The sequence below is a fragment of the Citrobacter rodentium NBRC 105723 = DSM 16636 genome (genome assembly GCF_021278985.1).
Taxonomy (GTDB): domain Bacteria; phylum Pseudomonadota; class Gammaproteobacteria; order Enterobacterales; family Enterobacteriaceae; genus Citrobacter_A; species Citrobacter_A rodentium.
On the sequence record NZ_CP082833.1, the window covers coordinates 4,383,449 to 4,403,848 of the forward strand.

Below are 20,400 nucleotides of genomic sequence, written 5' to 3' on the forward strand. Positions count from 1 at the left end.
GCCCCTGGCGGGCTGCTTTATCCCTGTTTTAGCTTTAAAAGCGACCCACATTGCAGGCTTTCCGACTGCGGCGCATAATTAATGTGCTTAATTTATATTATTTTTTTCCTGCGCAGACAGCGCATCATACTGCGGAGCGCCATGTCAACCTCTGAGATACCCATAAACTGGAAACGTAATCTTACCGTCGCCTGGCTCGGCTGTTTCTTAACCGGCGCCGCTTTCAGCCTGGTGATGCCCTTCCTGCCGCTTTACGTCGAGCAGCTTGGCGTAACGGGCCACAGTGCGCTGAACATGTGGTCTGGCCTGGTGTTCAGCATCACGTTTTTATTCTCCGCTATCGCCTCGCCGTTCTGGGGCGGGCTTGCCGACCGCAAGGGCAGAAAAATTATGCTGCTGCGTTCCGCGCTGGGCATGGCGATTGTAATGGTGCTGATGGGCGTCGCGCAGAATATCTGGCAACTGCTGGTGCTGCGCGCGCTGCTCGGCTTGCTCGGCGGCTTTATCCCTAACGCCAACGCCCTGATTGCCACCCAGGTACCGCGCAACAAAAGCGGCTGGGCGCTGGGCACGCTCTCCACCGGCGGCGTCAGCGGCGCGCTGCTTGGCCCGCTGGCGGGCGGACTGCTCGCCGACCAGTACGGCCTGCGCCCGGTATTTTTTATCACCGCCAGCGTGCTGCTGATCTGTTTTTTACTGACGCTGTTTTTTATTCGCGAGAATTTTAAGCCGGTCAGTAAAAAAGAGATGTTACACGTGCGGGAAGTGGTCGCCTCGCTAAAAAATCCAAAGCTGGTACTGAGCCTGTTTGTCACCACGCTGATTATTCAGGTCGCCACGGGCTCTATCGCACCCATCCTGACGCTGTACGTCCGCGAACTGGCCGGTAACGTCAGCAATATCGCCTTTATCAGCGGCATGATCGCCTCAGTTCCCGGCGTTGCGGCGCTGCTCAGCGCGCCGCGGCTGGGGAAGCTTGGGGATCGGATCGGCCCGGAAAAAATATTGATCGTCGCGCTGATCGTTTCTGTTCTGCTGCTGATCCCGATGTCTTTCGTCCAGACGCCGTGGCAGCTGGCGGTTCTGCGCTTTTTACTGGGCGCGGCGGACGGCGCGCTGCTTCCCGCGGTACAAACGCTGCTGGTTTATAACTCCACCAGCCAGATCGCCGGGCGTATTTTCAGCTATAACCAGTCGTTTCGCGATATCGGCAACGTAACGGGGCCGCTGATGGGGGCGGCAATCTCCGCGAACTACGGCTTCCGCGCCGTCTTTCTGGTTACCGCCGGCGTGGTGCTGTTCAACGCGTTTTACTCATGGAACAGCCTGCGTCGGCGCGTCGCGTCGCGCGCTAGCGGATGATTTTTCAGTATTCATACTTGCAAAACCGGAGAATCAGCTATTCTTTCCCTGAATAACTCATCAAATCAAAGGGAGACTCTGATGACTATGTACGCAACGCTGGAAGAAGCCATTGACGCAGCCCGTGAAGAATTTCTGGCGGACAATCCTGAGGTCGATCAGGATGAAGCCAATGTACAACAGTTTAACGTGCAAAAGTATGTGATGCAGGATGGCGACATCATGTGGCAGGTGGAATTCTTCGCCGACGAAGGGGAAGAAGGCGAATGCCTGCCGCTGCTAAGCGGTGAAGCCGCGCAAAGCATTTTTGACGGCGATTATGATGAGATAGAGATCCGCCAGGAGTGGCAGGAAGAAAATACGCTGCATGAGTGGGATGAAGGTGAATTTCAGCTTGAGCCTCCGCTGGACACCGAAGAAGGACAGACCGCTGCTGATGAGTGGGATGAGCGCTAATTACTCATAGGGGCCGTGGTGGAGATCAATCGGCAACAGCAGCGTATCAAACACCAGGGAGAACGGCAGATCGAGAATGGTGAGATAGCGCCATGCGGAATCCCGTACATCCCACTGCACTCCCGGATAGTACTGATTACCGTGCCCCTGTCCGGGAACGGTGCGACTGATAATGCTGCCGCAGCCGCTTAACAAGATGACCATCATAGCCGCTGCGATAATGCGCATACATTACTCCCCTGGTTCTCTTCGTGTAAAAAAATACCGGCGCAAGCCGGTATTAAGCTTTATTGATGCCGGATACGGGTAGCGCATCCGGCATCACCGTCTTACGGTTTACGCAACGCCTGCGGGTTCAGCGTAATGTCCTGATAGTAATTCACCCAGGAAGAATAGCGCTCAGGTGAATGCCATACGCGATAGTGCAGTCGCGCCATCGTAACCGGATCGCTCAGCAGAACCAGACGGCGGTCGCGATTGAGTTTCTCCGGCGTTTCGTTCAGCGCCTGTTCGACGTGACGATCGCGGGCAATTTCCAGCACCTGGCTTGCCCGGTGACGCGCGGTGGCCATTGCGGTAGCCAGCGCGTTAAACGACGGGTTAAACACCGCATGCATAAAGCCATCCGCGAGGCTGCGGCTGCGGTTCAGCGCCAGATACCTGTCGGTATCCACCAGCACCTGCGGCGGAGAGTACTCTTCCGGGATCAGGAACAGCTTCCAGCGTTTCGTGCGCAGTCCGACCGTCGAGCGGCTGGAGATCACCGACACGAACGGCGACAGGATCAGCGAAAATACGATCGGCGCCAGCCAGAACAGGAAGCGCAGATCCAGCCACGCCATGCCAACCGCCCACACCAGGCCGAGCAGCAGCTGCGAACCGTGACGCATAAACGCTTCGCCCCACGGGGTGGAGTCATCGTCGCGCTGCGGCGAATTCCACACCACTTCCCAGCCGAGGAAGGCGCTGACGACAAACACGGTATGGAACAGCATACGCACCGGCGCCAGCAGCACGGAGAACAGCACCTCCAGCAGCAGCGACAGCGTGACGCGAATAAACCCGCCGTACTCTTTCGTGCCTTTACACCAGATAAGCAAAATGCTCAGCAGCTTCGGCAGGAACAGCAGCACCATCGTCGAAGCGAACAGGGCAATCGCCAGTTCAGGACGCCACTGCGGCCACACCGGAAACAGCTGGCGCGGTTGCAGGAAGTATTGCGGCTCGGTCAGCGCGTGAACCACCTGAAGCGCGGTGGACAGCGCAAGGAACATAAACCACAGCGGCGCGGAGAGATACGACATCACCCCGGTGAGGAACACGGCGCGGTGAACCGGGTGCATCCCTTTGACCAGGAACAGACGGAAGTTCATCAGGTTGCCGTGGCACCAGCGGCGGTCACGCTTCAGTTCATCGAGCAGGTTCGGCGGCAGCTCTTCATAAGAGCCCGGCAGATCGTAGGCGATCCACACGCCCCACCCTGCGCGACGCATCAGCGCGGCTTCCACAAAGTCGTGGGAAAGAATCGACCCCGCAAACGAGCCTTCGCCCGGCAGCGGCGCCAGCGCGCAGTGCTCAATGAACGGCTTAACGCGGATAATGGCGTTATGGCCCCAGTAGTGCGACTCACCCAGCTGCCAGAAGTGCAGCCCGGCGGTAAACAGCGGCCCGTAAACGCGGGTGGCGAACTGCTGGCAGCGGGCGTACAGGGTGTCCATCCCGGATGCCTTCGGCGACGACTGGATAATACCGGCGTTCGGGTTCGCTTCCATCAGGCGCACCAGGCCGCTCAGGCACTCGCCGGTCATAACCGAGTCGGCGTCCAGCACCACCATGTAGCTGTACTGGCTGCCCCAGCGGCGGCAGAAGTCGTCGATGTTGCCGCTTTTGCGCTTCACGCGGCGGCGGCGGCGGCGGTAGAAGATCTGTCCTTCGCCCTGCACTTCGGCAATCAGCTCCATCCACGCCTTCTGCTCGGCTACGCAGATATCGGGATTGTAGCTGTCGCTGAGAATATAGACGTCGAAATGCGCCGCGTTGCCGGTCGCCTTCACGGATTCCCAGGTCGCGCGCAGCCCGGCGAAAACGCGGTCCACGTCTTCATTACAGATAGGCATGATCAGCGCGGTACGGTGTTCCGGATTCAGCGCTTCGTCGCCGACCGTTGACGCGGAGATACTGTACTTATCGCGACCAATCAGCAATTGCAGAAAGCCCATCAGCGCGGTCCAGAAACCTGCGGATACCCAGCAGAACAGCACCGCAAACAGGATCAGGATGCCGGTTTGCAGCACATAGGGCAGCAGCTGCATAAAAGAGACCCACAGGTCCTGCCCCACCATATCGACCGGATTGATCAGCGCCCAGCCCTGGTACGGAAGAATGGTCTTCATATACCAGGTGGCGACGACGGTCTGCGCCAGGGTTAACAGCAGCAAAATATAGCGCCGAATCGTACCGACGGTACGCCATTTTTGCTCGCTGGCCTGCTCCTCTTTCGTCAGACGGGAGAGGTAGCGCGGCGTCACATCGCGACCGCGCAGGCGATCCCAGAAACGCCCCACCGGGTTGGTGCGCCACGGGTCCGGGAACATTGAGGAACGTTTCGCCTTCGGCATCGCCTGAAGCTGGTCGCGTCCCTCGTCATCCTTACTCAGTTGCCCTTCCGCCAGTGAATCCGGCCAGGCTTGTTGCAGGCGCGCTTTGACCGATCCCTGCGGTGAATCGTCTTCTCGCGAGTAACGGCGATGTCCGGCATCCAGCGCCTCATGCACCGCGCGGATATCCGTTTTCGGCAATGCCGCTTTCTCAATATCGGAAAGCGGCATTGCGTCAATATACTCAGTTGTCTTATTCATTGGCAGGTAACTGGTAGCTCCAGGTTTCACTCAGCGTCTGATCGGCATTGACCAGCGCGGCGCGCATTTCAGTGGTTTTCTTCGCATCTTTCACTTTGACGCGCAGCGTCAGACGCCAGCCTTTGGTGACCGGGTTGTAACGCACGGCGTTTTCGACGATCTCGCCATTGTCGCCGATGCTGGCCTGCGCAGTCACCGGCGTCTCCGGCGGCAGTTTTTTCATGTCGCTACCGGCAAAGTCCACGATAAAGGCGATAGTGCCGTCAGGCTGGCGAATGAGATTGGACTGCTTCACGTCGCCGGTTGAACGACGGGTCTGCTGCACCCAGGCGTTATCCGGCGCATGGAGCTTGTCTTCATCACGGCTGAAGGTCAGCGTGTATTTGAAGTTCATCTCTTTGCCCGCTTCAGGCAGCTGATCCGGGGTCCAGTAAGCCACGATGTTATCGTTGGTTTCGTCGTTGGTCGGAATTTCAACCAGCTCGATCTTTCCTTTGCCCCACTCGCCTTTCGGCGTGATCCAGGCGCTTGGCCGCAGATCGTAACGGTCGTCGAGATCTTCAAAACGAGAGAACTCGCGACCACGCTGCAGCAGGCCGAAGCCCTGCGGGTTTTCCATCGCGAAGCTGCTTACCGCGAGGTGTTTCGGGTTGTTCAGCGGACGCCAGATCCATTCGCCGTTGCCGGCATGGATCGACAGACCGTTGGAGTCATGCAGCTCCGGACGATAATTGCTGGTCGGCGACGGCTGGTTCGGCCCAAACAGGAACATACTGGTTAACGGCGCGACGCCCAGTTTGCCGACTTTATCGCGCAGGTACACTTTCGACTGCACGTCGACCACGGTATCGCGGCCTGGGATAATCACGAAACGGTAGGCGCCGGTCGCCCGCGGCGAATCCAGCAGCGCATATATCGTCAGGCGTTTGTCAGTCGGTTTTGGACGCTCGATCCAGAACTCACGGAAACTGGGAAACTCTTCGCCTGAGGGCAGCGCGGTATCAATAGCCAGGCCACGCGCCGACAGGCCATAAACCTGCCCGGCGCCGAGCACGCGGAAATAGCTCGCCCCCAGCATGCTGACGATTTCGTCATTCTTATCTTTGCTGTTGATGGGATAGAGCACCTTAAACCCGGCGAACCCGAGATCTTTTACGGTGTCTTTATCATGCTGAACGTTGCCGAAATTAAAGTAGTCCGGGCTGTATTTGATGCGCTTTACCGTGGTCGCGGTCACTTCATTGATTTTGACCGGCGTGTCGAAGTACATACCCTGATGGTAGAACTCGAGCTTGAATGGGGTTTTGATGTTGTTCCAGTAGGCTTTTTCGCGATTAAACTGGATCTGCTGATAGTCCGCGTATTTCATCTCGCGGAAAACGGAGGGCAAGTTGCTTTTTGGCGCCTCATAGCCTTTACCGGCTAAGGATTGAGCTTGTTTTGCTACGTCATTGATGGTGAAAGCCCAACCTGACGTGGTGGAAAGCGCTAACATCACCGCCGCACCCAACCAACGCATTTTCATCATTTGTGGTTTATGTTTCATAATTAGTAAGCACTTCCCCCTTTGTGTGCTTATATCGATCCGATCTATTTTAATGGATAATCAGGCGTTAGGACAACTGAATCCCGGCATTGTTCAGCACGCTGGCTCATGCCTTAAGCATTCGTCAGAGCCTTTTGCACTTTGCGTGCTTATCCTGGAGACAGGCCGTCATACTTCGTGTAGGGTTGCCACCGACTGTAACTATTAATCGCTTTATGGATAAGACGAATAGTCTGAGAATTGAGAATACGAAAACTCTATGAATCCCGTACCCGCGCAGCGTGAATATTTTCTTGACTCCATCCGCGCCTGGCTGATGTTGTTGGGTATTCCTTTCCATATTTCCTTAATCTATTCCAGCCATATCTGGCACGTGAATAGCGCCGGGCCGTCCTGGTGGCTGACGCTGTTTAACGATTTTATCCATGCCTTTCGTATGCAGGTCTTTTTTGTTATTTCAGGTTATTTTTCATACATGCTGTTTCTGCGTTACCCGCTGAAACGCTGGTGGAAAGTGCGCGTCGAACGCGTCGGTATCCCTATGCTTACCGCTATTCCGCTCCTGACGTTGCCGCAATTTATTATGTTGCAATATGTAAAAGGAAAAGCAGACGGCTGGCACGCCCTCTCCCTGTATGACAAATATAATACGCTGGCCTGGGAATTAATTTCCCACCTGTGGTTTTTACTCGTCCTGGTGGTATTAACCAGCGTAAGCCTGGTGATATTTAGCCTGATGCGAAAAAAACTGACTGCGGGCAGCGCACGGCGTCTTAGCACGATCTCCATGCCTGAACTGACGCTTATTTTCTTTTTACTGGGCGTGATGTATGCGGCGCTAAGACGGACAATATTCGTTATTTATCCGCCGATTCTCAGCGACGGCATGTTCAATTTTATCGTCATGCAGACGCTCTTTTATATGCCTTTCTTTATTTTAGGCGCGCTGGCCTTTATTTCCCCGCCGCTTAAGGCGCTGTTCACCACCCCTTCGCGCGGGTGCGCGCTGGGCGCGGCTGTTGCCTTTGTCGCCTATCTGCTCAATCAACGCTACGGCAGCGGCGACGCCTGGATGTACGAAACGGAATATGTCATTACGATGCTGATGGGACTGTGGATGGTTAACGTGGTGTTTTCACTGGGACATCGCCTGCTGAATTTTCAGTCGGCCCGCGTCACCTACTTTGTTAACGCGTCGCTGTTTATCTATCTGGTGCACCATCCGCTGACGCTGTTTTTCGGCGCATACATTACGCCGCATATTGCCTCGAATTTGCTGGGATTTCTCTGCGGGCTGGTATTCGTTATCGGCATTGCGCTGGTGCTGTATGAAATTCATTTACGCATTCCGCTGCTTAAATTCCTTTTCTCCGGTAAACCCGCGATCCGTCAGGATAAAGCGCCGCGGCTGACTCATTAAGCCGTCTACAGTAGCCATTCGACGGGCAATATTTTAGCCAGTCGCACCAGAACCCGCTTCCAGAATCCGGTAGCGGGTTCTTTTTTTATCACCACCGGCTGGTCATTCTGGTGATCCACCCAGTTAATACGCCCCCAGCGATCCAGACGTAATTGCCAGGCGGCGTTACGCTGGCTTTCGGTGAAGCGCTTATGGATCAACGTCGCCAGCCTCTCACTTTCGATGACAAATCCCATCTCCGTATTCAGCAGCGTTGAGCGCGGATCAAAATTGAGCGAGCCGATAAACACCTTACAGCCGTCAATGCTGAACGTTTTGGCATGCAGGCTGGAGCCGGAATTCCCGGTCAGGCCACGGTCGTGCACCACCGTTTCATGTTCCCGCGTGGGCTTAAGCTCGTACAGTTCAACGCCGTAGCGCAGCAGCTTCTTGCGCCAGCGGGCGTAGCCGGCATGGACAACGGCGACGTCGTTCGCCGCCAGCGAGTTGGTCAGAATCGCAATCCTGACCCCTTTCCTGACCAGCTGCAGCAGTTGGGCGACGCCTGCCCGCGTAGGGACAAAATAGGCGGAAATGATATCGATCCGCTCCCCCGGCGACCCCATCACATCAAAAAGCCGCTGCGGCAATAGAGAGTGACGCTGCGCTTTCCCTTCGCCTTTTGACGGATCGTCGCTCAGCAGCCGCGTTTTCGCCCAGATTAGCGGCAGGGAGGCGCTTTCAAGGTGAGATATGAACTGGCTGGTTTCGAGGGTATGCAGATAGCGGCGGGTGATGTCGTCATTATACCAGGACTCCGGCTGCTCAATGCGAAAGGCGATCTCCTCTTCCGAGAGCGACAGCACCGATTTCAGCGTCGAAACCGAGCGGCAGCGCCAGTAACGTTCGAAATCATCGGCCACATCCCTAACTACCGGGCCAATCGCCATCACGTCGATGTCGGAAAACAACGGCTCCTGCCCGGCGCCAAAATAGGCGTCGCCAACGTTGCGCCCGCCCACCAGCGTAACGACGCCATCAACGGTAAAGCTTTTGTTATGCATTCGCCGGTTGAGCCTGGCGAAGTCGGTTAAATAGCCCAGCGCCCTGAGCATACGAAAAGAGAACGGGTTAAACAGGCGAACTTCAATATTGGGATGGCTGTCCAGCAGTTGCAGCGTGTCATCCAGACCGGGCGTGTTGTTATCGTCAAGCAGCAGCCGGACGTGAACGCCGCGCTTTGCCGCCGCTAACAGCACCGAGAACAGAAGACGCCCGGACATATCGTCTTCCCAGATGTAATACTGAATATCCAGCGTGCGCTCGGCCATTTCCACCAGACGATAACGGGCCGCAAAGGCGTCCAGACTGTCATCAAGAACAAGCAGGCCGCACTCGCCGGGGTGACGTTCACACAGAGGGGTGATGGCGCGGGCAAGCCGGGTCAACTCATTGGTCGCCTTGTTGGGTAAGTAAGCGCTGGTATAGTCGGGTAGTTTCTTCGTCATAACAGACAAAGTATATCTGCTCCGGTGAAGCGCGACGGGTAATGAATTCCGAAATCGTATTTACCGCGATTTCCGCGGCAGCCGCACGCGGGTAGCCGTATACGCCCGTGCTGATTGCCGGAAAGGCGATCGACTGATAGCCATTCGCCAGCGCCAGGTTCAGGCTGTTCAGATACGCGTCATGCAGCAGTTGCGCTTCGTTATGCTCGCCACCCCGCCAGATCGGGCCTACGGTATGGATCACCGCTTTCGCCGGAAGACGCCCTGCCGCGGTAATGACCGCATGGCCGGGCGGACACTCGCCCTGCTGTCGGCGCACCGTCATACAGGCCTCCAGCAGCTCCGGGCCTGCCGCGCGATGAATTGCTCCGTCAACGCCACCGCCGCCCATCAGTGACGGATTTGCGGCGTTGACGATGGCATCAACGGCAACGGTGGTAATATCCCCGTGAATAACATGAATGCGCGAGTTCATAGGTTCCCCTTGCGTGACCTTCTTTATCAAGTGTACCGCACTCTTCCCCTGAAAATCGCTTTTTTCATTGTCTCGCCCACCGGGCGCGTTTAGTGGTAGACGATGTTCATCACCGCCAGTTTATTTTGCTTATCAATATATTGCATTTCCACTGACGCAATCCCCTTAAAATGCTGCGGCGCAGTGGTCAGCTCATGGAAAGAATAATAGCGGGTTTCGGTTTGTCCCTCGCGGCTACAGGAGAGCGCCAGACGTTGCTCACTGCGGCTGATATCGCAGGGCGGCTCAACAATCTCGCCGCTGAAATGGATAACGCCGCCCTGCCGATCTGCGTCCGCCATCGCGGCGGCGGCGAAAAGCGTAATAAGGCCGAGAGATAAAACCGTTCTCTTTACAGCAGAAAGTGGCTGCATACTTTTTCCTCAATGACGAGTCATCCTTGAGGGGCTTTTCCCTTTCTGCTGTGCAGGCTGAATCAGGGAGTAACGTATTCCACGTTACTTTATTCATAGCTCAGCAGCCTCGCCTCCGCCATCGATCACGAAGATGTCGCAGGAGGCGGCCATTGTTGTGATAAATGCATTGCCTGTCCGTCGGACACCGTAACAATAATTTTTACGTTATCCTGTGGAGAAATAGTTAAGCTGAGTTTTGTCAAATCAATGGGTTGATTAGCGGGTAAAGAAAGCGTCTTCTTTTGCTGTGACCGACTTTGCCCCGCCACGCCTTCACGGAGGGCTAAAATTTGTACCTGGCAGACGCAGGGTTGCGCCAGCGTAACCTGCGGTATGATGGTATAAACATCGCCTTGTTGCGTGGTGCTGAAAGCGATCTGGCTGGAAAGCGCGGCAACAAGTATGAACGAATTCATGCTGTCCTCCCGAAAAAAAACAGGGCTTTCGCCCTGTTTATTGTTCTGCATTAAAACAGAATCAGTACTGATTCGCCGTGGCGTTGTTGCCAAAGCCCACCTGTGAGACCAGAACGCTGGAGTCAGAGGCGGTCTGGTTAACCAGCGCGGCGTTATTGCCACCGTACTGGCTGACGCTGATATCCGAGTTTTTACCGTTCCACTGATCGATGGTCGCGTTGTTTCTGAAGCCGCTTTGCGTCAGTTCGATGGTGCTGTTATCAGCCCCCTGACCCACATCCGCGCCGTTACCAAAACCATCCTGACGAATGGTGGTTTCTGATTTACGAGCGTCGCTTTGCAGCGCAAGCGCGGCGTTATTAACCCCTGACTGATAAATGCTCAGGGTGGATTCCGGACCCGTGCTGCTACCGCCACCGCCGTGATTTCCGCCGCCGCCCCATTGCGGAACAGAACCTGCCAGTGCACTGCCAGAAACCACGATTGCTGCAAATGCTGCCACTTGTAAAAGTTTCATGGTAAACCCCCATCGGATTGATTTAATTGCCGCCCATGTATTAGCGTTGCGTAACGCGAATTGCCATTTGCGACTGTCTCTGCACTACAACTGCTGTTTTCTGCGTACCATACTGGGTAATATTTGCTTTATTTCCAGAACCTTTCTGGATAATCATCGCAGTATTACCGTAATTACTTTGCGATATACTGGCATCATTGGCATTACCCGTCTGATCAATATACGCAAAGTTATAAGTGCCTGACTGGTCTACATTCGCCCGGTTGCTTCCTCCTTCCTGCGAAACCACCGACAAAAGTTTTGAACCGTCCTGGCGTATTTTCGCACTATTATTTGTGCCGACCTGACCAATAATGGCTGCCTGATTAAATGAGGACTTGCTTAATTCATTTACCGCAAAGTTATATTCAGCTCCGGCTAAATCGGGGCCTGCTGCGGCAGTCATTCCAGGCACACCCAGCAATGTAAACATCATAAATAACAATTTGTTTTTCATGTTGTCACCCTGGACCTGGTTATCGAGCGAGTTAATTATCGGCATATAATTTGTTAACGCCGCGTTACGATGAAGAGTATGTCCGGGGAAATATTTTTAATAACTCACCCACCGGTGGTATTTTTTAAAACGGAGTCACCCCAAAGTGCTACTAATCGCATAAACCGGCAGTTATCATCTCTGTAATTTGTTTCTCTTATGTCAGTTGCTCCTCTCATCAGATGAAAATCGCAGGGAAGCGCTTCTGCGCCATTTTCAGCGACAGGAACGCGCCCGAGCATCTTCCCCGGCAACCAGCTGCGATCGGGAGCGTTTTTTTCTGTCGAAAAGAGCGCCAGGAACACACGCCAGGCGGCTGACAATTTAACCGCAAAACTTTTGCACTATTTTCTTGCATTTAATTTAATAAAAACAACAAGATGTCATTATTTGTATGACTTTATAAAACTGTGCAATAATTTTCTGATGTACAACTTTACTATCAATTATCAACTTTAAAATCATCATGAGATAACAAATTAATATATAATTTTACATATTGTTACAAGTTTAACACTTGCTTTAAGATTTGTAATAGCTAGATTGAAATCAGTCGTCGTTCGTTTGTATTAATATTTTCACCCATCCGGGTGAGAATTATTTATTCTACACACAGCAGTGCAACACCTGTCAGTACTTCTGGTGCCTTTATTTAATGAAAGGCAGCTGTCAGATGTGCGACTAATAAAAAGTGGAGTTTCATCATGTATAATGAAGTCCATAGTATTCATGGTCATACATTATTGTTAATCACCAAACCCTCTCTGCAGGCAACAGCATTATTGCAGCACTTAAAGCAATCGCTGGCTGTTTCCGGAAAATTGCATAACATTCAACGTTCTCTGGATGATATTCCCGCCGGTAGTATCGTGCTGGTGGATATGATGGAGGCCGATAAAAAACTTATTCACTACTGGCAGGAAAATTTAGCCAGGAAAAACAACAATATCAGGACATTATTATTAAATACGCCGGAAGATTACCCCTACCGGGATATTGAAAGCTGGCCGCACATCAACGGCGTTTTTTACGTCACCGAGGATGAAGAACGCGTCGTTTACGGCCTGCAGGGCATTTTGCGCGGAGAATGCTATTTCTCGCAGAAGCTGGCAAGCTATCTGATCACCCACTCGGGCAATTACCGTTACAACGGGACAGAGTCCGCTCTCCTGACTCACCGGGAAAAAGAGATCCTCAATAAACTGCGCATTGGCGCTTCAAATATCGAAATCGCGCGCTCACTGTTTATCAGTGAAAATACGGTAAAAACCCATCTTTATAATCTTTTCAAGAAGATAGCGGTTAAAAACCGTACGCAGGCGGTATCGTGGGCAAACGATAACCTCAGGCGCTAACGCCATGAAACGCTATTTAAGTTGGCTTTTGGCGGCGCATTGCCTGCTCGCTGGCGGGCAACTGCACGCTGTAGAAGTTGAGGTACCCGGCCTGCTCACTGACCATACCGTCTCGTCTGTCGGCCACGATTTTTATCGTGCGTTTAGTGAAAAGTGGGAAAGTGAATACACCGGTAATTTAACCATTAATGAACGACCCAGCGCGCGTTGGGGAAGCTGGATCACCATAACGATAAATCAGGACGTTATTTTCCAGACTTTTTTATTTCCAACGAAAAGAGACTTTGAAAGAACGGTTGTCTTTGCACTGGCACAAACTGAGGAAGCCTTAAACCGCCGGCAAATAGATCAAGCGCTATTGAGCACTGGCGATTTAACGCATGACGAATTCTAAAATATGATTTTTCTCCGGAGGCTGTAATGTGTGTCAAACATGCAGTAGTGGCGCTCATGCTTATTTCGCCGTTGAGCTGGGCCGGTAATATGACCTTTCAGTTCCGTAACCCTAATTTTGGTGGGAATCCGAATAACGGCTCTTTTTTACTGAACAGCGCGCAGGCGCAGAATTCTTATAAAGATCCCAGTTATGATGACGATTACGGCGTGGAAATGCCCTCCGCGCTGGATAACTTTACCCAGGCTATTCAGTCGCAGATTTTGGGCGGGCTGTTGACCAATATAAATACCGGCAAACCAGGCCGGATGGTGACCAATGATTTTATCGTGGATATCGCCAACCGTGACGGGCAGTTGCAGCTCAACGTCACGGACAGGAAAACGGGAAAAACCTCGACGATTGAAGTGTCGGGCTTACAGTCTCAATCCACCGATTTTTAGGCCCTGGCCGCGTAAGGAATAAACCATGCAGCGCTTACTTATTTTAATCGCCGTGACACTGCTCAGCGGATGCTTAACCACTCCGCCAAAAGAAGCGGCTAAGCCGACGTTAATGCCGCGTGCGCAAAGCTATAAAGATTTAACCCATTTACCCGTCCCCACCGGCAAAATATTTGTCTCTGTTTATAACATTCAGGATGAAACCGGACAGTTTAAACCTTACCCGGCCAGTAACTTTTCCACCGCGGTGCCGCAAAGCGCCACCGCCATGCTGGTGACGGCGCTGAAGGATTCGCGCTGGTTTATTCCGCTTGAGCGCCAGGGGCTGCAAAACCTGCTCAACGAACGTAAGATCATTCGCGCCGCGCAGGAAAACGGCACTGTCGCTATCAATAACCGTATTCCGCTACCGTCGCTCACCGCCGCGAATATTATGGTTGAAGGCTCAATTATCGGTTACGAAAGCAATGTCAAATCTGGCGGCGCGGGCGCCCGCTATTTCGGGATTGGCGCCGATACGCAGTATCAGCTGGATCAGATTGCGGTGAACCTGCGGGTGGTTAACGTCAGCACCGGCGAGATCCTTTCCTCGGTCAATACCAGCAAAACCATTTTGTCTTATGAAGTCCAAGCCGGTGTATTCCGCTTTATCGACTATCAGCGACTGCTGGAAGGCGAAATTGGCTACACCTCCAACGAACCGGTGATGCTATGTCTGATGTCGGCGATAGAAACCGGGGTCATTTTCCTGATTAACGATGGTATCGATCGCGGGCTGTGGGATTTGCAGAATAAAGCAGACAGACAGAATGATATTCTGGTGAAATACCGACAGATGTCGGTGCCGCCAGAGTCCTGAAAATAGTCCGGAGATTCCGGCCTACTGATTGTTTCCGACGCAGCGCCTTCTGGCGCTGCTTATTTACTGGCAACCGCTCGCACACCCTGCCTTTCACGGCGCGACGCCAGCCACAGCCCGCTGTTTTTCATCGCGTAGCCAAAGAGTAAACCAACCGCCAGCGACGCCAGCACCAGCGCCCAGTCACCCTGCCCGGCAAAGGTCGCACATGCGCCAATAAAAGTCCCCGGCACGAATGACAGCAACGTCTGCTTTGCCTGAAGGCACATCAGAAAGGCGACAAAGCCTGTCATAACATATCCGACAATAGCGAGATGCGGCGTAAGCGCGCTGCCATGAATAATGACCAGCGCCCAGACCACTCCGCTCAACAGCGTGGCGGCTGAAATGACCAGCCCTTTCAGGCCGCCTTGCGGACAGGCGAAATAGGCCGTACAGCCCAAAAAGCCAGCCCAGCTCAACAAGCCAAAAGAAACGGCCACCCATCCCCAGACGCCGGAGAGAATGCCCGTTGTGATTGCAATAGGAAGAAGTCTGTTCATGCGGCGCATAATAGCAGAAAACGCCGCCACGAATGAGATCGCGCACACAATTTATGCAAGCATTAATGCGCGTTGCAAATGAAGGTGATTTAAATCACATTATTCCGCTGAATTTTCTTCCAGTTCATCCCACATTGCGCCAATCGCATCGCGGGTCAGCGGCGCCATTGTACGCCAGAATGGCGTGGTGGCATGGGCTTCGACTTTCCCGAGAAAGGTGCCGCACCACGGCAGGATATACTCAGCAAACAGGGTTTCCAGCGCTTCGCTTTCATCTTCCGCTGACTGATCTTCCAGCCACGAGGCCGCCAGCAGCAGTGTGCCGATATGGTCGGCTGGGGTATCGGCAAGCGGCATCCCGCGCGCGGAGAGAAATGCGCGAACCTCTGCTTCCGTCGCGCCTTCGACCCAGGCGCTACGATACGGCGGTACTGCGCAACCGGTGCCAACAAACAGCGCATTGTAATCCGCCGCCAGCTGCGCCATATCGCAACTCTTCTGCAAGCGGGTTAACAGCTCATCCTGTTCAAGCGGCCAGTTTGCCGACAGCTTCCCTTCGCGGATCAGGGTAAAAAGCGGAACCAGCAGCGGATCCTGCGGTTGACGGTAATACAGCGATCCCAGCACGCGGCACAGAATAGAAAACTCGTTCATCAAAATAGTCCAGTTGGTGGTCATTAAAGGTCAGCAAATTCAGGAATGGGCGCCATCCCGCGTGATTCAAGGAAGTTCAGTAGCCGCGCTGGCGTAACGTTCAGGATGCGATCTTCCGGAAAATCCACGTCATCAAGGATTTTACGACACTCGCTGAAATCGCCCATGGTAAACGCCGTATGCGAATCGGAACCCAGCGCGACCCAGCCGCCTGCGTCACGCACCGCCGCAGCCACCGCGCGACAGTTGGCTTCGCTTCCCTTACGGGAATGGAGGAAAGAGGAGTTATTTATCTCCAGCGCCACCTGATATCTGGCGGCCGCCTCGGCAATCGCTGTGATATCAACCGGATATTTGGGATTGCCGGGATGGCTGATGATATGCACCACGCCGCTGGCCATCGTCGCGATCATCGCCCGGGTATTGGCAGCTTTATCCTGCGGCGCGAACACCGGCTCATGAAAGCCTGCGATAATCAAATCCAGCGAGTCGAGCATGGGACCCGTGCAGTCAATTTCGCCGTCGAGGTTTTTAATGTTCGCCTCAATACCTCTGAGGATCCCGACCCCGTCAACCACGCGCGGCCAGATGCGCATATTAATGAAATGCCAGTGGTGCGGCGCATCAGCCATGTCCGGGCCATGATCGGTGATGGCAAACAGCTTAAGCCCCTGGCGCTTCGCCTGGGTGATATAATCGCTAAGGGTGCTGTAGGCATGCGTGCTGGCGACGGTATGCATATGCAGGTCAACGGGATACATAACTCTCTCCTGTAGTCATTTTTCGTCAAGAATAGCAGGAATCGCCAGCATTTATCAGGTGCGCCGTAAAACCCCGTCCTTCAGGGCAGGGAAGACAGATAACGTTGAAGCCCGGCGCGAAACGGGTTTGTCTCAGTAGCCGCGATCGCGATCGACCTGTCCGCTGACCGCTTCGCCCTTCTCCAGTTGGCGGATGGTGCGGGAGATATACTCCACCGCCTGCGCCGGACGCGTCACCGCCGCGACGTGCGGCGTCATCGCCACGCGCGGATGCTTCCACAGCGGACTATCGGCTGGCAACGGTTCACGGCTGAACACATCGAGCATTGCGCCCTTCAGTTTTTCGCTGTTCAGCGCCCCGATCAGATCCTCTTCCACCACGTGAACGCCGCGCGCCAGGTTAAGCAGATAGGCGCCATCCTGGAGCTGATTAAGCCTTTCGCCATTGATAATACCGACCGTTTCCGCAGTATTCGGCAGCAGATTGATCAGCACCCGCGTCTTACTGAGAAACGCGTCGAGTTCCTCCATACCGGCGTAGCTTTCAACGCCCGGCCAGGATTTGCGGCTACGGCTCCAGCAGCGCAGCGGGAAGCCCCATCTTTGCAGGCTTTCGGCCACTTTAGCGCCCAGTACGCCAGCGCCCATAATCCCAACGGTAAATTCCTCGCGGGTATATTCCGGCAGCGGCTGCCACTGGCCCTGGTTTTTCAGCGCCTGGTAATCATCAAAGCGGCGGAACCAGTGCAGCACCTGACTGACGGCGTATTCCTGCATTTGCAGCCCCATACCGGTATCTTCCAGACGGAACAGGGGAACTGACGCGTCGAGCATGGTGGGATGCGCTTTCAGTTTGCTGAGGATCGAATCCACGCCCGCGCCAAGCGCAAATACGGCTTTGAGCTTGCGCCCTTCGAGCATTTCCACGGGCGGGTGCCAGACAAGCGCATAATCTGCCGGATTGTTATCCCCCTCTTTCCACTGCCGAACGCGGGCTTCCGGGATCGCCTTTTCCAGCGCAGCGATCCACCAGCTGACGTCGAAGGTAGGGTGATAAAAAATGATCTCCATATAAACTCCTGGGGGTTATTGCGGCCATCTGGCGCGCTTATTATCATCGTTTTCAATGGGATGATCAGCATAGCAAATTCCCGGTCGCTGGCAAAAAAAGCAGTTTCCGCTTAATAAAGCTGCATGTTGCCTGAAGTTTGTATAAACGCGCGCTTTTTTCGAAAAGTTGATTGACGCAGGCGCAGGATTTCCCTACATTAGCGCCCGTTCCGGTAACGCGGGAACGACAATATGGTGAGGTGTCCGAGTGGCTGAAGGAGCACGCCTGGAAAGTGTGTATACGGCAACGTATCGGGGGTTCGAATCCCCCCCTCACCGCCATATTATGAGCGCATGTCATTGTTTGACATGCGCTTTTTTATTTCTGATTTCAGACAGTATGCCACTGGGTATGCCATCTGAAACCGGTTTATATGACCCGCGTTCATCTCTTATCGGACAATTTCCAAACTTTAACCATATTGACAAAGCTATACTAGCAGCATGTCAGGATAGTGTTTTGCGATAATAGCATTCAATCTGTCAACCAGTTCTGGTTTCCTGAACGTGATATGCGCGGAGCCCTTCTTAAAATATTTAATGATGAACATCTCATCTTCATAGCACTCTTTACCCTGAACAGACTGGATGTGGTCATCCAGATGAATGGTGATGTTTTCCCTGCAATCGGGGACTGGTTTATTGCTGAACAGATGCAGTATTCTTTCCAGATCGGCAAGTCGGTCGGCCTGTTGCCCGGTGATAAGATGAAATCCCCACCGGTCCCATCTCACCAGATTGTTGACGATAATTTTACTGCCAAATTTACAGGGTGTGTTGGTTTTGTAATCCCAGCTTAGTCCCCTGAAAACGTTGCTCCCCCCCTCGCTCAAACACCTCATCCCTGCTCTGGTGCAGTTGTTCAAATCTGCTCAGGATATTCTCTTCACTGATTTCCGGAAAATTATCGTACTCCAGTGACCGCTGCCATGTATCGCCGTCCTGTGCATCCATCAGACTCAGCATCCCGGAACGTTGCATCAGGTCACGCCAGATTTCACGGTCGAGATTCCAGGTGATGGTTTTCATCGCGGTTTCAGGTTTCTCCGTCAGCCAGCAGCCACAGCGAAAATCCTGTTTCATCGGCCCAGTCCAGGGCGGTTTTACCTCCAATCATTTCTGTCAGTGCTGAGTTTTCTGCCAGTTGCCGGATAAGCGCTTCGGTTTGTTGCAGTGCTATATTCCGTACCGTCACAACGTGTCGGATACTGGTGGAGCAGATAACATCCGTATGCCCGTTGACCACTTCCAGACTGGAGATTGTGATATCTGACATAATTGGTTTTCCTTTTTGCTGATAAATGAAAACGCCAGCTGTATCCAGGCTGGCGTCAGGGGAATAAACGATGGTGAGTGAAATTCACCGCTTCTGCTGCAGAAGCTGCAGATGGCGCAGGGTACGGATATCCTCCCAGGTCTGTTCAATACAGGGCAGCAGTGCTGCCGAATCCGTTTTATCCCCATTGTTGTCGAAGATAATTCCAGATTCGCAGTCGATATTGTCCTGCAGCCACGCAATCAGAATATCCAGCGCCATTTCCGTGGTTAATGATTTGATGTTGTGTATTTCCGGATTACCAGTCGAAAGTGGGCAGGCCCGGCAGACATCCGGCGCTGGCATCCAGATGAATGAGACTGACGCCATAACGCTGGATGAGCATAACAATCAGACAACGGAACCTTTTTGACAGGCCCAGGCGTTTAAGCCGCAGAACCGGATACGACCACGCATCAGTACGTAACAGGTACCCGGTACCGGGAATAGAAAAAAACGCGACGTCTCTCCATGCGCCAGGAGCATCGTGCTGGTGAAAAGCTCTTTATCGACTTCTGTGGCGTTGACAATAACCTGTTAAACAAACTGACACAATTGAAACTCCCGGCGTTGGTCGGGAGCCTGATACGGCAGTGGGAAACGCCTCAGACTTACGACGAACTGTCGTTCGAGGAGAGGCTTGACGCTGCTGGTTGATGACGAGCTCCTGAACAGAGAAAGCAGTCGTGTGGCACGGTTGAGAAAAAATGCTGGCCTGAAATACCAGGTAACACCGGAAGGACTGCGTTATCCGGCCTCAAGAGGTCTGCGGGCTGAACACATGAGGGAAGTGCTGAACGGCCACTACATAATCCACAAGAAAAACCTGCTGATAACCGGTCCGACAGGATGCGGCAAGAACTGGATAGCCAATGTGCTGGGCGAACAGGCATGTTGACAGAAACACAGCGTCCGGTACTGTAGAAACGGGCGATTACTGGAACAGCTGGCTCAGGGGCGTGTTGACGGCAGCTGGCTGAAACATCTGAAACAGTTGCAAAAAATACAGGTTCTAATCCTGGACGATCTGGGGCTGGAACAGTTAAGTAACGCCCAGTGTAATGACCTTCTGGAGATCACAGAAGGTCGTTACGGGCAGAGCAGCACAATAGTGGTAAGCCAGTTCCCGGTAGATAAATGGCATGGTCTGATAAAAAACCCAACAACAGCAGATGCCATTTTGGACAGACTGGTATATAACTCACACAGAGTGGTCCTTCAGAGAGAGCCCCTGAGGAAAAATCCCCCGATAGTGGAAGCACCGAAAAAACGAGTTAAAAAGCAGTAGAAAAAGTTAAGTTCCCGGTTAATCGAATACATGCGAATCGCGAGGAGCCTGTACATAATTTTGTGTAATTGCCTGATTTTGATATGTTGTAAGCGTAAACCGACCGCCGTATGTAGCCATTAAGCCAGTATTGGTAACGTAGGTGCCCGCCT

The 20,400-nt window shown here is 53.4% G+C and carries 21 protein-coding genes, 1 tRNA gene and 3 pseudogenes; 9 read left to right on the forward strand and 16 right to left on the reverse strand.

Annotation, left to right across the window (positions count from 1 at the left end; genetic code table 11):
- Positions 1-141 precede the first annotated feature (141 nt).
- Both mdtG and K7R23_RS20895 read left to right on the forward strand, forming a co-directional pair.
- On the forward strand, positions 142-1,362 hold the full coding sequence (mdtG, locus tag K7R23_RS20890; RefSeq protein ID WP_024132606.1) for a multidrug efflux MFS transporter MdtG: 1,221 nt from the start codon (positions 142-144) through the stop codon (positions 1,360-1,362).
- An 81-nt stretch (positions 1,363-1,443) separates the two neighbouring features.
- Positions 1,444-1,818 carry a MysB family protein gene (locus tag K7R23_RS20895; protein ID WP_012905410.1) on the forward strand — a complete coding sequence of 125 codons (375 nt, stop codon included), beginning with the start codon at positions 1,444-1,446 and terminating at the stop codon, positions 1,816-1,818.
- Here K7R23_RS20895 and K7R23_RS20900 read toward each other — a convergent pair whose 3' ends face one another.
- The 3 genes from K7R23_RS20900 to mdoG form a co-directional block, all read right to left on the reverse strand.
- Entirely contained in the window at positions 1,819-2,046 is a 228-nt protein-coding gene (locus tag K7R23_RS20900; RefSeq protein ID WP_012905409.1) for a YceK/YidQ family lipoprotein, read from the reverse strand.
- Positions 2,047-2,147: 101 nt separating this feature from the next.
- Complete coding sequence (gene mdoH / locus K7R23_RS20905) at positions 2,148-4,676, reverse strand: glucans biosynthesis glucosyltransferase MdoH (RefSeq protein ID WP_012905408.1); 2,529 nt, start codon at positions 4,674-4,676, stop codon at positions 2,148-2,150.
- Positions 4,669-6,204, reverse strand: a complete 1,536-nt coding sequence (gene mdoG / locus K7R23_RS20910) for a glucans biosynthesis protein MdoG (RefSeq protein WP_012905407.1) — start codon at positions 6,202-6,204, stop codon at positions 4,669-4,671. Before mdoG ends, mdoH begins: the two co-directional genes overlap by 8 nt.
- Before the next feature lie 277 nt (positions 6,205-6,481).
- On the opposite strand from mdoG, the gene mdoC reads away from it, so the two are divergent.
- Positions 6,482-7,642 (forward strand): glucans biosynthesis protein MdoC, encoded by a 1,161-nt coding sequence (gene mdoC / locus K7R23_RS20915; protein ID WP_012905406.1) that lies wholly within the window; start codon positions 6,482-6,484, stop codon positions 7,640-7,642.
- A gap of 5 nt (positions 7,643-7,647) precedes the next feature.
- Here mdoC and K7R23_RS20920 read toward each other — a convergent pair whose 3' ends face one another.
- The 6 genes from K7R23_RS20920 to csgB all read right to left on the reverse strand — a co-directional run bounded on the left by K7R23_RS20920 (position 7,648) and on the right by csgB (position 11,488).
- Complete coding sequence (locus K7R23_RS20920; RefSeq protein ID WP_049794246.1) at positions 7,648-9,129, reverse strand: phospholipase D family protein; 1,482 nt, start codon at positions 9,127-9,129, stop codon at positions 7,648-7,650.
- On the reverse strand, positions 9,071-9,604 hold the full coding sequence (gene ymdB / locus K7R23_RS20925) for an O-acetyl-ADP-ribose deacetylase (RefSeq protein WP_024132603.1): 534 nt from the start codon (positions 9,602-9,604) through the stop codon (positions 9,071-9,073). The genes K7R23_RS20920 and ymdB overlap by 59 nt, the downstream gene beginning before the upstream one ends.
- 89 nt (positions 9,605-9,693) lie before the next feature.
- The gene (locus tag K7R23_RS20930) at positions 9,694-10,017 is read right to left on the reverse strand and encodes a type 1 fimbrial protein (protein ID WP_012905403.1); all 324 of its coding nucleotides are present in this window, start codon (positions 10,015-10,017) and stop codon (positions 9,694-9,696) included.
- A 125-nt stretch (positions 10,018-10,142) separates the two neighbouring features.
- Complete coding sequence (gene csgC, locus K7R23_RS20935; RefSeq protein WP_012905402.1) at positions 10,143-10,475, reverse strand: curli assembly chaperone CsgC; 333 nt, start codon at positions 10,473-10,475, stop codon at positions 10,143-10,145.
- 61 nt (positions 10,476-10,536) lie between these two features.
- Positions 10,537-10,992 carry a curli major subunit CsgA gene (gene csgA, locus K7R23_RS20940; protein ID WP_012905401.1) on the reverse strand — a complete coding sequence of 152 codons (456 nt, stop codon included), beginning with the start codon at positions 10,990-10,992 and terminating at the stop codon, positions 10,537-10,539.
- Between the two features lie 40 nt (positions 10,993-11,032).
- The gene (gene csgB, locus K7R23_RS20945) at positions 11,033-11,488 is read right to left on the reverse strand and encodes a curli minor subunit CsgB (protein WP_012905400.1); all 456 of its coding nucleotides are present in this window, start codon (positions 11,486-11,488) and stop codon (positions 11,033-11,035) included.
- A 743-nt stretch (positions 11,489-12,231) separates the two neighbouring features.
- On the opposite strand from csgB, the gene csgD reads away from it, so the two are divergent.
- Genes csgD through csgG form a run of 4 tightly spaced genes read left to right on the forward strand, consistent with a single transcriptional unit; the run spans position 12,232 to position 14,578 of the window.
- A complete protein-coding gene (csgD, locus tag K7R23_RS20950) occupies positions 12,232-12,882 on the forward strand; it encodes a biofilm master transcriptional regulator CsgD (RefSeq protein WP_012905399.1) in 651 nt (216 codons plus the stop codon).
- A 4-nt stretch (positions 12,883-12,886) separates the two neighbouring features.
- Complete coding sequence (gene csgE, locus K7R23_RS20955; protein ID WP_012905398.1) at positions 12,887-13,276, forward strand: curli production assembly/transport protein CsgE; 390 nt, start codon at positions 12,887-12,889, stop codon at positions 13,274-13,276.
- A 26-nt stretch (positions 13,277-13,302) separates the two neighbouring features.
- On the forward strand, positions 13,303-13,719 hold the full coding sequence (gene csgF, locus K7R23_RS20960; protein ID WP_012905397.1) for a curli production assembly/transport protein CsgF: 417 nt from the start codon (positions 13,303-13,305) through the stop codon (positions 13,717-13,719).
- Positions 13,720-13,744: 25 nt separating this feature from the next.
- Entirely contained in the window at positions 13,745-14,578 is an 834-nt protein-coding gene (gene csgG, locus K7R23_RS20965) for a curli production assembly/transport protein CsgG (protein WP_012905396.1), read from the forward strand.
- A gap of 59 nt (positions 14,579-14,637) precedes the next feature.
- On the opposite strand, the gene K7R23_RS20970 is transcribed toward csgG, so the two are convergent.
- From K7R23_RS20970 to ghrA, 4 genes are all read right to left on the reverse strand, one after another.
- Positions 14,638-15,120 (reverse strand): DUF1097 domain-containing protein, encoded by a 483-nt coding sequence (locus K7R23_RS20970; RefSeq protein WP_024132602.1) that lies wholly within the window; start codon positions 15,118-15,120, stop codon positions 14,638-14,640.
- A gap of 99 nt (positions 15,121-15,219) precedes the next feature.
- Complete coding sequence (locus K7R23_RS20975) at positions 15,220-15,774, reverse strand: TorD/DmsD family molecular chaperone (protein ID WP_012905394.1); 555 nt, start codon at positions 15,772-15,774, stop codon at positions 15,220-15,222.
- A gap of 23 nt (positions 15,775-15,797) precedes the next feature.
- A complete protein-coding gene (locus K7R23_RS20980) occupies positions 15,798-16,535 on the reverse strand; it encodes a phosphatase (RefSeq protein ID WP_012905393.1) in 738 nt (245 codons plus the stop codon).
- Between the two features lie 132 nt (positions 16,536-16,667).
- Positions 16,668-17,606 carry a glyoxylate/hydroxypyruvate reductase GhrA gene (ghrA, locus tag K7R23_RS20985; protein WP_012905392.1) on the reverse strand — a complete coding sequence of 313 codons (939 nt, stop codon included), beginning with the start codon at positions 17,604-17,606 and terminating at the stop codon, positions 16,668-16,670.
- Positions 17,607-17,839: 233 nt separating this feature from the next.
- Here ghrA and K7R23_RS20990 point away from each other — a divergent pair.
- Positions 17,840-17,927: transfer RNA gene (locus tag K7R23_RS20990), tRNA-Ser, on the forward strand.
- Between the two features lie 149 nt (positions 17,928-18,076).
- Here the strand turns inward: K7R23_RS20990 and K7R23_RS20995 are convergent.
- The 3 genes and pseudogenes from K7R23_RS20995 to K7R23_RS21005 form a co-directional block, all read right to left on the reverse strand.
- A pseudogene (locus K7R23_RS20995) lies at positions 18,077-18,921 on the reverse strand (DUF4942 domain-containing protein).
- An 84-nt stretch (positions 18,922-19,005) separates the two neighbouring features.
- Positions 19,006-19,203, reverse strand: a complete 198-nt coding sequence (locus K7R23_RS21000; protein WP_024132601.1) for a DUF957 domain-containing protein — start codon at positions 19,201-19,203, stop codon at positions 19,006-19,008.
- A 16-nt stretch (positions 19,204-19,219) separates the two neighbouring features.
- Positions 19,220-19,402 (reverse strand): annotated as a pseudogene (locus tag K7R23_RS21005) (DUF5983 family protein); the annotation flags it as partial.
- Between the two features lie 128 nt (positions 19,403-19,530).
- Between K7R23_RS21005 and istB the strand changes: the two are divergent.
- Positions 19,531-20,248: pseudogene (gene istB / locus K7R23_RS21010) on the forward strand (IS21-like element helper ATPase IstB).
- Positions 20,249-20,400 lie beyond the last annotated feature (152 nt).

Excerpts from the sequence above, each read along its gene's own strand:
- mdtG (WP_024132606.1), top strand. The coding sequence starts at position 142 with ATGTCAACCTCTGAGATACCCATAAACTGGAAACGTAATCTTACCGTC.
- K7R23_RS20895 (WP_012905410.1), top strand. The coding sequence starts at position 1,444 with ATGACTATGTACGCAACGCTGGAAGAAGCCATTGACGCAGCCCGTGAA.
- K7R23_RS20900 (WP_012905409.1), bottom strand. The coding sequence starts at position 2,046 with ATGCGCATTATCGCAGCGGCTATGATGGTCATCTTGTTAAGCGGCTGC.
- mdoH (WP_012905408.1), bottom strand. The coding sequence starts at position 4,676 with ATGAATAAGACAACTGAGTATATTGACGCAATGCCGCTTTCCGATATT.
- mdoG (WP_012905407.1), bottom strand. The coding sequence starts at position 6,204 with ATGATGAAAATGCGTTGGTTGGGTGCGGCGGTGATGTTAGCGCTTTCC.
- mdoC (WP_012905406.1), top strand. The coding sequence starts at position 6,482 with ATGAATCCCGTACCCGCGCAGCGTGAATATTTTCTTGACTCCATCCGC.
- K7R23_RS20920 (WP_049794246.1), bottom strand. The coding sequence starts at position 9,129 with ATGACGAAGAAACTACCCGACTATACCAGCGCTTACTTACCCAACAAG.
- ymdB (WP_024132603.1), bottom strand. The coding sequence starts at position 9,604 with ATGAACTCGCGCATTCATGTTATTCACGGGGATATTACCACCGTTGCC.
- K7R23_RS20930 (WP_012905403.1), bottom strand. The coding sequence starts at position 10,017 with ATGCAGCCACTTTCTGCTGTAAAGAGAACGGTTTTATCTCTCGGCCTT.
- csgC (WP_012905402.1), bottom strand. The coding sequence starts at position 10,475 with ATGAATTCGTTCATACTTGTTGCCGCGCTTTCCAGCCAGATCGCTTTC.
- csgA (WP_012905401.1), bottom strand. The coding sequence starts at position 10,992 with ATGAAACTTTTACAAGTGGCAGCATTTGCAGCAATCGTGGTTTCTGGC.
- csgB (WP_012905400.1), bottom strand. The coding sequence starts at position 11,488 with ATGAAAAACAAATTGTTATTTATGATGTTTACATTGCTGGGTGTGCCT.
- csgD (WP_012905399.1), top strand. The coding sequence starts at position 12,232 with ATGTATAATGAAGTCCATAGTATTCATGGTCATACATTATTGTTAATC.
- csgE (WP_012905398.1), top strand. The coding sequence starts at position 12,887 with ATGAAACGCTATTTAAGTTGGCTTTTGGCGGCGCATTGCCTGCTCGCT.
- csgF (WP_012905397.1), top strand. The coding sequence starts at position 13,303 with ATGTGTGTCAAACATGCAGTAGTGGCGCTCATGCTTATTTCGCCGTTG.
- csgG (WP_012905396.1), top strand. The coding sequence starts at position 13,745 with ATGCAGCGCTTACTTATTTTAATCGCCGTGACACTGCTCAGCGGATGC.
- K7R23_RS20970 (WP_024132602.1), bottom strand. The coding sequence starts at position 15,120 with ATGAACAGACTTCTTCCTATTGCAATCACAACGGGCATTCTCTCCGGC.
- K7R23_RS20975 (WP_012905394.1), bottom strand. The coding sequence starts at position 15,774 with ATGAACGAGTTTTCTATTCTGTGCCGCGTGCTGGGATCGCTGTATTAC.
- K7R23_RS20980 (WP_012905393.1), bottom strand. The coding sequence starts at position 16,535 with ATGTATCCCGTTGACCTGCATATGCATACCGTCGCCAGCACGCATGCC.
- ghrA (WP_012905392.1), bottom strand. The coding sequence starts at position 17,606 with ATGGAGATCATTTTTTATCACCCTACCTTCGACGTCAGCTGGTGGATC.